General features: G+C 70.4%; 9 protein-coding genes. 8 read left to right on the forward strand and 1 reads right to left on the reverse strand.

The window, feature by feature from the left end; translation table 11 throughout:
* Positions 1-111: 111 nt before the first annotated feature.
* Positions 112-321 carry a hypothetical protein gene (locus D0C15_RS34320; protein ID WP_162830306.1) on the reverse strand — a complete coding sequence of 70 codons (210 nt, stop codon included), beginning with the start codon at positions 319-321 and terminating at the stop codon, positions 112-114.
* On the opposite strand from D0C15_RS34320, the gene D0C15_RS30020 reads away from it, so the two are divergent.
* From D0C15_RS30020 to D0C15_RS30055, 8 genes are all read left to right on the forward strand, one after another.
* Entirely contained in the window at positions 320-1,534 is a 1,215-nt protein-coding gene (locus D0C15_RS30020) for a PrgI family protein (RefSeq protein ID WP_116051494.1), read from the forward strand. The genes D0C15_RS34320 and D0C15_RS30020 overlap by 2 nt on opposite strands.
* Positions 1,535-1,540: 6 nt before the next feature.
* Positions 1,541-3,484: a VirB4 family type IV secretion system protein gene (locus tag D0C15_RS30025; protein ID WP_116051495.1), complete on the forward strand. Its 1,944-nt coding sequence runs from the start codon at positions 1,541-1,543 to the stop codon at positions 3,482-3,484.
* A gap of 66 nt (positions 3,485-3,550) precedes the next feature.
* The gene (locus D0C15_RS30030) at positions 3,551-6,022 is read left to right on the forward strand and encodes a type IV secretory system conjugative DNA transfer family protein (RefSeq protein WP_116051496.1); all 2,472 of its coding nucleotides are present in this window, start codon (positions 3,551-3,553) and stop codon (positions 6,020-6,022) included.
* A 153-nt stretch (positions 6,023-6,175) separates the two neighbouring features.
* Positions 6,176-7,264 carry a replication-relaxation family protein gene (locus D0C15_RS30035; RefSeq protein ID WP_116051497.1) on the forward strand — a complete coding sequence of 363 codons (1,089 nt, stop codon included), beginning with the start codon at positions 6,176-6,178 and terminating at the stop codon, positions 7,262-7,264.
* Between the two features lie 66 nt (positions 7,265-7,330).
* Positions 7,331-8,386: a VldE C-terminal domain-containing protein gene (locus tag D0C15_RS30040; protein ID WP_116051498.1), complete on the forward strand. Its 1,056-nt coding sequence runs from the start codon at positions 7,331-7,333 to the stop codon at positions 8,384-8,386.
* Positions 8,387-8,523: 137 nt separating this feature from the next.
* Positions 8,524-9,642 (forward strand): tyrosine-type recombinase/integrase, encoded by a 1,119-nt coding sequence (locus tag D0C15_RS30045; RefSeq protein ID WP_245976402.1) that lies wholly within the window; start codon positions 8,524-8,526, stop codon positions 9,640-9,642.
* On the forward strand, positions 9,639-9,986 hold the full coding sequence (locus D0C15_RS30050; RefSeq protein WP_116051499.1) for a helix-turn-helix domain-containing protein: 348 nt from the start codon (positions 9,639-9,641) through the stop codon (positions 9,984-9,986). The genes D0C15_RS30045 and D0C15_RS30050 overlap by 4 nt, the downstream gene beginning before the upstream one ends.
* Positions 9,987-10,059: 73 nt before the next feature.
* Positions 10,060-11,781, forward strand: a complete 1,722-nt coding sequence (locus D0C15_RS30055; RefSeq protein ID WP_162830307.1) for a hypothetical protein — start codon at positions 10,060-10,062, stop codon at positions 11,779-11,781.
* Positions 11,782-11,828: the final 47 nt, after the last annotated feature.

Genomic DNA, 11,828 nt, shown 5'->3' on the forward strand with positions numbered 1-11,828 from the left:
CGCCACCCCCGCCCCCCCCCCCCCGCCCCGGCAGACCGGGCCGGGGCTGATCACTCCGTCCGGCCAGATCAATCGCAACGCCCGCCCGCCCCGGCGTCCGGCCCGGGATGCCTACACCGGCAACCGGCCGCTGGCCTCGGGCCAGTACCCGCTGCCGCTCGGGGTGCGCCGCGCCCCCAAGCCCACGCCGCTACGACCAGCCAGCGGCGCGAGCAGCTCCGCTGCCTCGGTGCCGACGCGGCGCGCCGGAACCCAGCTGCCGCTGCCCCTGGACCTGCCCCGTCGCCGGGGCCCCAAGAAGAAGTGAGGTCTGGTCGCCATGACTGCTCCCGTGCGTGTGCCCGCTGACGTCGATCGCCCGGACCGGGTGCTGGGGCCGCTGACCGCCCGCCAGCTGGCGATCCTCGGCATCGCCGGACTGCTGCTCTACGGGCTCTACTCGCTGACCCGCGCCGTGGTGCCGGTGTTCCTGATCGTCGCGGTGCCGGTCGGGGTCGCGGTCACCGCGCTGGCCCTCGGACAGCGCGACGGGGTGGGACTGGACAGGCTTGCCGTCGCCGCGATCCGCCAGCACCTGTCCCCACGCCACCGAGTCGCCGCTCCCGACGGCGTGCGCGCGGCCCCGGCCTGGCTGACCGCCCAACACCCCGCCACACGCCGAGACAGCCGAGGACGCCGCCCCACCTCGGCCCGTACCGAAACGGTGTCCCCGGCACCGCTGGAACTTCCCGCCACAGGTGTTGCCGATACCGGCGCGCAGGCCGGGATCGTCGACCTCGCCCGCGACGGGCTCGCCGTCATCGCCGTCTGCAGCACCGTCAACTTTTCCTTGCGCACGCCCGGGGAGCAGGAGGCGATGGTCGCGTCCTTCGCCCGCTACCTGCACAGCCTCACCGCGCCGGTGCAGATCCTCATCCGGGCCGAACGACTCGACCTCGCACCCCAGATCGCCGAACTCCGCGCCCGCGCCGGCGGGCTCCCCCACCCGGCTTTGGAAGCGGCCGCGCGGGACCACGCGGACTACCTCGCCGAGCTCACCGCGCACACTGATCTGCTGCGCCGTCAGGTGTTGCTCGTGCTGCGCGAGCCCCTGCGCACCGGCCCCCCACCCGCGCCGCACGTGCTGCCGTGCCGGCGGCACCGGCGTGCCGAGCAGCCGGTGGACGACGGGCTGCGGCAGGCAGCCGAGCAACGGCTGGTGCGCCGCCTCGGCGAGGCCATCGACCTGCTCTCCCCCGCCGGGATCGTGGCCACCCCGCTCGATGCCGCCGCCGCGACCAGTGCGCTGGCCGCCGCGTGCAATCCCGACACGTTCCTGCCGCCCTCGGCACAGCTGGCCGCCGCCGACGACGTGGTCACCGCCACCACCACCTTCACCGACCTCTACGGCCCCGACGACCCGGACCATGCAGCGGCTCCACAGCCGGACCGCGCCACACGCCCCGAGGCATCCCGATCCACTCGGTCGCAGGTGGGGCCGTGGCTGTCCGAGGACGAGGACTGGGACTACGACGACGAGATCGAAAGCAGGTAGACACCCATGGCCCGCACCACACACCACACCACGACGGCCCGCTCCGGGACGGCCGGGGCGTTCACCCCAGATTCGTTGTCGGTGTCGGCCCGGCACTTGGAGGTCGGCAACGAATTCGTCGCCTCGTTCGGGGTCACCGGCTATCCGCAGGAGGTCTACCCTGGCTGGCTCGCGCCCCTGCTGACCTACCCGGCGCGACTGGACGTGTCGGTACATGTTCAGCCCGTCGACCCGGCCACCGCCGCCAGCGGACTGCGCACACAACGCGCCAAACTCGAATCCAGCAGGCGGCACAACTCCCGGCACGACCGGCTCGACGACCCGGACCTCGACGCCGCCGCCGAGGACGCCGCCGACCTGTCCCGCCGCATCGCCCGCGGCGACGGACGCCTGTTCCGCTTCGGGCTGTACCTCACGGTGCACGCCCCGGACGAGACCGCACTCGCCGAGGAAGTCTCAGCGCTGCGCTCGCTATGCGCATCGTTGCTGCTGGACGCGAAACCCGCCACCTACCGCGCGTTACAGGGCTGGGTGTCCACCCTCCCCCTCGGGCTGGACCCGCTAGGACTGAAAAGAACATTCGACACCGCAGCCGTCTCCGCCGCGTATCCGTTCACCTCACCGGATCTACCGCCGACCGACCCGACCACCTCGGCGCCGAGCGGGGTGCTGTACGGCTACAACGTCGGCAGCTCCGGACTGGTGCATTGGGACCGGTTCGCCTGCGACAACTACAACTCCGTCGTCCTCGGACGCTCGGGCGCGGGCAAGTCGTACCTCGTCAAGCTCGAGACACTGCGCAGCCTCTACCGCACCCTCGGCCACAACGAGGACGAGTGGGGCGCCGACGGGGTGCAGGCGTTCGTCGTCGACCCCGAAGACGAGTACGCCCGCCTGGCCTCCCAGGTCGGCGGCACCTACATGCACCTCGGCGCGGGCGGGGTGCGGCTGAACCCGTTCGACCTGCCCGTGCACACCGACGCACGCGGGCGGCGCACCGCCCCCCAGGACGCCCTCAAGCGCCGGAGCGTGTTCCTGCACACCGTCCTGGCGGTGCTGTTCGGCGCGGAGATCACCGCCGCCGAGCGCACGGTGCTCGACACCGCGATCACCGCCACGTACCACCGCGCGGGCATCACCGACGACGCCCGGACGTGGACGCGCCCGGCGCCGCTGCTGCGGAATCTGCGTGACGTGCTCGCCGCCTCCGGTGACGGAGGTGATGCGGTGGCTGCCGATCTGGCCGCCCGGCTGCACCCGTTCGTCGACGGGTCGTTCGCCGATCTCTTCGACGGGCCCACCACCGCCACCCCGGACGGGCACCTCGTGGTGTTCTCCCTGCGCGATCTACCCGACGAGCTACGCGGTATCGGCACCCTGCTCGTCCTCGACACCGTCTGGCGACGGGTGTCCAACCCCGCCCACCGGCGGCCCCGGCTGGTCGTGGTCGACGAGGCATGGCTGCTGATGCAACAACCCGAGGGCGCGAAGTTCCTGTTCCGCATGGCCAAAGCCGCCCGCAAACACTGGGCGGGCCTGACCGTGGCGACGCAGGACACCGCCGACGTGCTCAGCAGTGACCTGGGCAAGGCCATCGTCAGCAACGCCGCCACCCAAGTCTTGCTGAGCCAGGCGCCGCAAGCCATCGACGAGATCGCCGAAACCTTCGACCTCTCCGCCGGGGAACGGCAGTTCCTGCTCTCGGCCGACCGCGGCCAGGGCCTTCTCAGCTCTGGGACGCAGCGGGTGGCGTTCCAGTCGCTGGCCTCACCCACGGAGAACTTCCTCGTCACCACCGACCCCGCCGAACTCGCCCGGCTCGCCGGCCAAGACCCGGACGCCACCAACCATGGCCTCGCCGACGCCTACATCGACCTCGGACCCGCCGACGCGGAACCCGACGGCGAGGGGTGTGACGACTTCGGTCAGGTCGACCTCGATCCCGTGTGAGGCGGTTCTGAGCCGTTTCTCTGCTTTGTCCTTGTCTCGCATGAGCTTGTTGGAAGGGAGCTCGTGATGGCTGCGCGTCGTGCGGTATCTCCGGTGATGCAGAGCTGGGTGGGTGACTATTTGCGCGACCCCGGCGGCACCGGCCTCACCCTGCTCGCCACCCTGTGCGACTGGGCGGTGATCTGGGGTCCGGTCGCCGTCCCCACCATGGCCGTGGTCTTGGCGGCCGGGGCCGTGGTGCGCCGCTGGTGGCGCGCTCGGCGCCACGCCGTGTTGCAGGTCGATGCTCGCCGGATCACCGTGCTCGCCCCACCCACCGTCGATCCCGCCGGCGCAGCCGCGGTCTGGTCCAACCTCGTCGGACTCTTGCGCCCTGCCTGGCGACGGTGGTGGGCCGGGCAACCCCACCTCGCGATGGAGTACGTGTTCGGCGAGCACGGCGTCACCGTGCAGTTCTGGGTCCCCGGCCCCATCCCCCCGTCCCTGGTCGAGCGGGCCATCGAGGCCGCCTGGCCCGGCTCCCACACCCGCACCACGTTCGACGCCGACCCGATCCGCGGGCTCCTGGGCGCCCCAGTGGGTCTCGGCCGCGACGAACACGCCTGCGTGCAGATCCTCGCCCGCCCGGTCACCGGTCGCCGCGTGGCCCAGGCCCGCCGCGCCGCCCGCCGGGTCCACCGGGGCTCCTCGGGTCGCCTCGCCGGCCGGGTCCTCGACGCGATCACCCCGGGCGCGAACGTCACCCGCAGCGGCCGGAGCACCGACTCGCGGCGCATCAGCCAGGACCCGCAGCTGTCGCTGGAATACTCCGCCCAGAACAAGGCCATCGTCGGCAAACAACGCGGCTCCCAGTACGAAACCGTCGTGCGCTACGCCGTCACCACCGACCTCCCCGCCGAGGCCACCGACGAACTCACCCGCCAGGCCCGCGACACCGCCCGGGGCCGGGCGCACGCCCTGGCCGCCGCGTTCGCCGCCTACACCGACCACAACCACTACACCCGCACCCGCCTACGCCACCCCGCCCACACGCTCGCCGATCGGCGCCTCAATCGCGGAGACCTGCTGTCAGTACCGGAACTGGCGGTGATTGCGCACCTGCCCACCGACGCCGAGATCCCCGGAGTCGAACGCGCAGGCGCCAAAGCGGTCGCCCCACCCCCCGGGGTCGCCACCCCGGGACCCGAGGTCAAACCACTCGGGCAGGCCGACACCGGACACGCCCGTCCGGTCGGGCTCCGCGTCGCCGATGCCCGGCACCACTTGCACGTGCTCGGCGCCACCGGGTCGGGAAAGTCGACGCTGCTGGGAAGCATGATCCTCGACGACGCCGAGAACCACCGAGGAATCGTCGTGATTGACCCCAAGGGCGACCTGGTCACTGACGTTCTCAACCGGCTGCCACGCTCGGCCGCGGAGCGGGTAGTGCTCTTCGACGCCGACTCCCGCCACCGCCCGCCCATCCTCAATCCTCTGGAGGGCGGGGACACCGACCGTGAGGTCGACAACCTCGTGTCGGTGTTCCGCCGGGTGTACTCGGCGTTCTGGGGCCCGCGCACTGACGACCTCATGCGCGCCGCCTGCCTGACGCTGCGGGCTCAGGAAGGCGTGCCCACGCTGGCTGATCTCCCGAAGCTCCTGGCCAGCGAGGCATTCCGGTCCCGGATCACCGCCGGGCTCACCGACCCGGTACTGACCGGGTTCTGGCAGTGGTACGACGACCTCACCGACAGCACCCGCTCCCAGGTGATCTCGCCGTTGATGAACAAACTGCGAGCGTTTCTGTTGCGGCCCTTCGTCAAAGAAGCCATCGCCGGAGGACGCTCCACTGTGGACATGACGCAGGTCCTCGACGAGGGCGGCATCTGCCTGGTCCGCATCCCCAAAGGATCACTCGGGGAGGAAACCACCCGGCTGGTCGGGTCGCTGGTGGTGGCGCGGACCTGGCAGGCCACGACCGCGCGGGCGCGCGTTCCGCAACGTCTGCGTCCCGACGCGAGCCTCGTGGTCGATGAATGCCACAACTTTCTGAATTTGCCGTATCCGCTGGAGGACATGCTCGCCGAAGCCCGTGGCTTCCGGGTCTCGATGACGCTGGCGCACCAGCACCTCGGGCAGCTGACCCGGGAACTGAAGGAAGGCATCTCCACCAACGCCCGCTCGAAGATCTTCTTCTCCGCCAGCCCCGAAGACGCCCGCGAACTCGCCCGCCACACCGCACCCCGACTGTCCGATCACGACCTGTCCCACCTCGGCGTCTACCACACCGCCACCCGCCTCGTCGTGCACGGCGAGGAAACCGAGCCCTTCACCATGACCACCACACCACTGGCCCGCCCCGCTCCCGGACGTGCACGAGAAATCCGATCTGTCCTGCGAGGACAGCGCCGCGCACACGCCACCTCGAGCACTGACACGGCAACCCGCGTCAGCACTCCCACCACCGCAAGCGCCACCAGGACTCGGCCCGGGCCGACAGGGCGGCGGGTTCCGCCGACCCGGCCACCCACCACCGATCCACGCCGCACCCGCCCCTAGCCACCGCGCCGTACGGCGCCCGCCGCACCACACAACCAACCTGCCGCAGCCGCCGGTCCCGTCCGGGGCCGAGTACGGGCTGCCCACTGGGCTTATCCACACCCATTGATCACTTGTCCACACCCTGTTGACATCTCGTCGAGGAGAACATCCGTGATCACCACTACGACCCGCCAGCACATGCTGCGCGGTCACCTGCCCGGCCGTCGCACCGTCCGGGCCGCGAGTTCGGTCGAGCACCAGGCCATGCTCGCCTCCCGCCTCACCACCCGCGACAAGTGGCTGCTCGCCCTACTGCACGAACACCGTGTCCTGACCACCGCCCAGATCCAGGACGCCGCGTTCCCGTCGGGCCGCTCGGCACGCCAGCGGCTGCGCGATCTCTACCTCTGGCGCGCGGTGTCCCGCTTCCAGCCGTTCCAACAACTCGGATCCGCGCCCATGCACTACGTCCTCGGCCCCGCCGGCGCGGCCGTCCTCGCCGCCGAACACGGCCTCGAACTGAAGGACCTCGGCTACCGGCACGACCGCGCCATGGGCATCGCCCACAACCAGCGCCTCGCCCACACCGTCGGGGTCAACGACTTCTTCACCTCACTGATCGCCCGCAGCCGCCACACCCCGGCGGCGAGCCGGACGGAGGCGCTGGGGGCGTGGTGGTCGGAATCCCGCTGCGCCCGTCACTTCGGCGACCTCGTCGTCCCCGACGGCTACGGCCGCTGGCGCACCCACCACGGCAACACCACTCGGGAGGTGGAGTGGTTCCTCGAGTTCGACACCGGTACCGAATCCCTCACCAAAGTCGGGCGCAAACTCACCGCATACGCGCGGCTGGCCGAGTCCACCGGCATCGCCACCCCCGTGCTGGTGTGGCTGCCCACCATCCGCCGGGAAGCCGGGGCCCGCTCCGCGTTGGCCCGCGTACACGCCGACCTCGACAACCCTCGTGCGGTGCCGGTGGCCACCGCGTCCGCCGACCTGCTCGGCCCCATCTCGCCACACCCGAGCCCGGCCGAGGCGGTGTGGCTGCCACTGACCTCGGCGCGCGCCGACCGCGCCGGCCCGCGCTACAGCCTCATCGACCTCGCCGCCGCCTGGCCCGGCCAGCCGCCGCCAACCGACACCGCGGGCGACCAGGGCGAAGCCGGTGACGGTGCGGCGGCAGCGCCATACCGGCTGCCACCGCCGAACCCGATTCCGCCTCCGGCCACACCGAACCGCATCACGCGCGACGACGCCTAGAAGAACCTCCGGCAGTACTGGCCACCGGCGTCCTAGCGCAGCCAGGGAAAGGAGCGCGATCAACCGATGGGAACCAAACTCGGAGCCGGTGTCGCCGCCCTCATCCTCACCATTCCCCTCCTCATTGGGGCGGGGATCGCCGGGATGGTCAGCGCGTTCACCGGGGGTTCGTCGGGTTCGCTGATCTGCACACCGAACGGTGCGCCCACCGGCGCCGCACCGGGCTTGACCGACGAACAGAGAGGCCACGCCGCCACCATCGTCGCGGTCGGCAAGCAAATGCAGGTGCCGGAGTACGGGTGGGTAATCGCGGTCGCCACCGCGATCCAGGAATCCGGCCTCCGTAACCTCACCTACGGCGACCGTGACAGTCTCGGTCTCTTCCAGCAGCGACCGTCCCAAGGCTGGGGCACACCCGAGCAGATCCTCACCCCCAGCTACGCCGCCACCCAGTTCTACAACCACCTGCTCACCGTGCCCAACTGGCAACACATGGACCTCGCCGAGGCCGCACAAGCCGTCCAACGGTCCCGATTCCCCGACCGCTACGCCGCGCACGAGCACCGCGCCCGCCAGATCGTCGGCGCCCTCGCTGGCATGTCCTGCGTCAATGTCACGGGAGCGCCCGGCCGCATCCGAACCGACTGGCCCCCAGAACAGGCCACCGAACCCGATCCCACCAGCAGCGGCCGCATCACTCCCCGCACACTCGCGCTGATCCACGCACTCGAAACAGCGGGAATGGCCGGCACCGGCCTCCGCTGCCACGCACCCCGGCCAGCCAACCCCACCTCCGACCACCCGAAAGGCCGCGCCTGCGACATCATGTTCAACCCCCACGACCCCACCTCAGTCAACGACGGGTGGCGGGCCGCGCACTGGCTCATCGCCCACCAAGCCCACCTCGGAGTGCGCTACCTCATCTGGCAGGGCCAGTACTGGTCAGCCGAAAGCCCCACCTGGACGCCCTACACCTCCAGCACCTACGGCTGCCCCAACCCCGCCAACCTCACCGGCTGCCACTACGACCACGTGCACATCTCCATGTACTCTTTTGAGAAAGTGCCATATCGCATCAGATGCGAGATTTGCACTGTTGAGATATGGGTCCCGCGTCGCTGAAGTGCGGATTCACGCTAGCAGCCTCGTCGGTTGACCATCGAGTTCGACACGCCCGCTGACCTGCGGGTATTCCGCTCGACTCGCACGCCGCTCGCATCTGATGCGAGGATGTCGCATCAGATAGGAGGTGGTTGTGGGTGGCTCGTCGGGTGGATCTCGAGGGTGCGGCGCACCTGGTGCTGACTGATGCGGTGGTGCCGTTGCATCCGGCCGAGACGGTGTTCGATGCGATGCTGGTCGGGTGGCGTCGTCAGCAGCGCAGCCGGCTGCTGTCGCCGGGGACGGTGGAGAATCGGGAGTCGATCGTGCGTCGGTTCGCGGCGTTCACCAACGCGTTTCCGTGGCAGTGGTCTCCGTCCGATGTGGAGGATTGGACCAGCGAGCTGCTGTCGGGTCCGCGGCCGTTGGTGCACTCCACCATCCGTAACTACCAGGTCCAGCTGGCGCTGTTCTGCGACTACCTGGTCGACGCTCGCTACGGCTGGGTCGAGGAGTGCGAGCAGCGGTTCGGCACCCACCCGGTGCAGATCTGCCACGAGTTCAACGTCGCCCGCCATACCGCCCTCTACGAGGGCCGCCCGGAGGTGCGGGCCCTGTCCCGGCAGGAGTTGCAGAACTTCTTCGACTTCGCCGACGACCGCGTCGTCCACGCCCGCAAGCAGGGCCGCAAGGGTTGGCTGACGGCGTTCCGGGACGCAACGATCTTCAAGGTCGCCTACGGGTGGGGGCTGCGACGGCGGGAGACGGCCATGCTTGATGTGGTCGACTTCGGCCGCAACCCGAACGCGCCCGAGTTCGGCGGCTACGGCGCCTGCTACGTGCGGTACGGCAAAGCACTGAAGGGTTCCCCACCGCGGCGACGGACCGTGTGGACCGTGTGGCCCTGGACGGCCGACGCGGTCGCCGAGTACGTCGAGGAGGTTCGTCCGCAGTTCGGCGTCGGCAAGCGCCTGCTGCTGTGGCCCACGGAGCGCGGCGCCCGTATCGCCCCGCGCGACATCACCCGGCGTTTCGCCGCCTATCGCGACGAGCTCGGCCTGGACGAGGCGCTGCACCCGCATTGCTTGCGGCATTCGCACATTACGCACTGCATCGAGGATGGCGCGGACCCGTTCTTCGTCCAGTCCCAGGCCGGTCATTCCTGGGGCAGCACGACGAGCTTGTACACCAACGTCGGGTCCGACTTCATGAACAAGGCGCTGCACGACGTCCTCGCCCCCAAGCTGGACGCGACGACTGGTGGGAGCACCGGATGACGCGGGCCGTTGGATACCACTGGCATCTGCGTGAGCTGATGGCCAAGGCTGGGATGTTCTCCACCACCGCGCTGCAGCCGCACCTGGCCGAGCGCGGTATCGAACTGTCGGTCTCGCAGGTGCATCGGCTGGTCACCGGCACCCCGGAACGGCTGAGCCTGCCAGTGCTGGCCGCGCTGTGCGACATCCTCGACTGCCAGCCCGGTGACCTGATCGAACCCTACGTCGCCGCCCGCTCGGCCACGGCTCGCAAGGCCGCCGGGCAGCGCGCCAACCCGTCATCGCCTCGGGATCGGAACCTCCGCCCGACCCGGGCACGCATTGTCGACTGGGACCAGAAGTAGGCGACCGGCGATGCCCACACCCCGACAGCGCAGACGGACGGGGGTGTGCGGTATATGCGGCAAGCTCAAGCAGGTGCACGGCCACGGCCCGGACGACACACCCCGCTGCCAGGTCTGTCAGCACAAGTCCCGCAGCGCGGCGTGCGCAAGGTGCGGACGCGTCCGCACCTTCAACGTCAGCAAGGCCGACGGCAAGCCCTACTGCCGCGGCTGCCGCGCCCGCAACCACCTCGAAGAATGCGCCGGTTGCGGGAGCACGCGCCCGGTCAACGTCCGCGACGAGGACGGCCGCGCCTTCTGCGGCAGCTGCTACGCCGCCCACGGCATGGTGCCCCGAGAAGCCTGCGCCGCCTGCGGCACACTGGCAGCGGTCTACCGCCGCCGCGACGACGGCACCGGGGTCTGCAGCAAGTGCTACCGGCATCCGAAACGGCAGTGCGGAGTCTGCGGCCGGGTTCGCAGGGTGGCGCTGCGCGCCACCGCCACCAGCCCGGACATCTGCCCGACCTGCTTCCAAGCGCCGGAGATCACCTGCTCGCTCTGCGGAGACACCACGCTCGGGCGTCGATCCACCGCCAACGGCGCACCGATGTGCTTCCGCTGCCAGGCCACCCAACGCGTCGACGCCGCGCTCGTCGGCCCGGACGGCAGCATCCCGGCTGAGCTGAAACCCGTGCGCGACGCGATCGTCTCCGCCGACAACCCCCGGTCGATCCTGACCAACTTCACCCGCAGCAAGAGCCTCGCGCTACTGAACAGCATCGCCCGCAGCGAGCGCCCGCTGTCGCACGACACCCTCGACGAACACGCCGGCGCCTACTCGGTCGAACACCTCCGCGCACTCCTCGTCGCGTCCGGCGCGCTGCCCGAGCGTGACGAGAACCTCGCCCGTCTGGGCCGCTTCGTCGACGACCTCGCCGAACGCGCCCACGCTCCCGTCGACCGGCGGCTGCTGCGGGCTTTCGCCCGCTGGCACGTCATCGCGCGGCTACGCCGCCGATACCCAGACCGTCCGGTTCCCCCCAACTCAGCTCGCCGCTGCCGCGACGGGCTCACTGCCGCGCTGCGGTTCCTCGAGTTCTTCCGAGAGCAGTCGCGCTGTCTGGACGATTGCCACCAAAGTGATATCGACGTCTGGTTCGCGACTCAACCCGCGCACGTCACCACGTCCAGCAAGGCCTTCCTCGTCTGGACCCGCCGACATGGCACGCTGAGTCGATCGCTGACCATCCCGGTCGCTCAGGGCAGCCAACCGAAGCACTTCAGCCCGGCCAGCGATCGCTGGGCACGGGCGCGCACCCTGCTGCACGACGATGCCAGCGCGAGCGTCCCTGATCGCGTCGCTGCCTGCTTGATCCTCCTCTACGCCCAACCGGTCACCCGGATCGCCGCGCTCACCACCGAGCACGTCCAGCACGGCGACGGCGGCGCCGTTCGACTTCGACTCGGTAGCGCCGGTCTGACCGTGCTACCCGACCTCGCCCAACTGCTCACCCAGCTGCCCTGCGAACAGCCGCGAGGTGCCGCCCGCAAGCTCGCGCACGGACGATGGCTGTTTCCCGGTCGGCAACCCGGTCATCCCCTGCACCCGCACAGCATCTCCCGTCGGGTCCGCGCGCTCGGCGTCGATCCTCGCCCCGATCGCAACACCGCGCTGCTCGAACTCGTCCGAGAACTGCCACCTGCGGTCGTCGGCAAACTCCTCGGGCTCCACCCTGGCACCGCCGCGAAGTGGGCGGAAACCGCCGGCAGCGACTGGGCCCGCTACGCCGCTGCCCACAACCGTCAGCGTTGACCGTCCGACTCGCATCAGGTCGGCCGGCACCTGCGGAAGTAGAGCAT

Source organism: Amycolatopsis palatopharyngis, assembly GCF_003385185.1.
In the GTDB taxonomy this organism is placed as follows: Bacteria; Actinomycetota; Actinomycetes; order Mycobacteriales; family Pseudonocardiaceae; genus Amycolatopsis; species Amycolatopsis palatopharyngis.

Coding starts and splice junctions, on each gene's coding strand:
- D0C15_RS30020 (WP_116051494.1), top strand. CDS start 320: ATGACTGCTCCCGTGCGTGTGCCCGCTGACGTCGATCGCCCGGACCGG.
- D0C15_RS34320 (WP_162830306.1), bottom strand. CDS start 321: ATGGCGACCAGACCTCACTTCTTCTTGGGGCCCCGGCGACGGGGCAGG.
- D0C15_RS30025 (WP_116051495.1), top strand. CDS start 1,541: ATGGCCCGCACCACACACCACACCACGACGGCCCGCTCCGGGACGGCC.
- D0C15_RS30030 (WP_116051496.1), top strand. CDS start 3,551: ATGGCTGCGCGTCGTGCGGTATCTCCGGTGATGCAGAGCTGGGTGGGT.
- D0C15_RS30040 (WP_116051498.1), top strand. CDS start 7,331: ATGGGAACCAAACTCGGAGCCGGTGTCGCCGCCCTCATCCTCACCATT.
- D0C15_RS30050 (WP_116051499.1), top strand. CDS start 9,639: ATGACGCGGGCCGTTGGATACCACTGGCATCTGCGTGAGCTGATGGCC.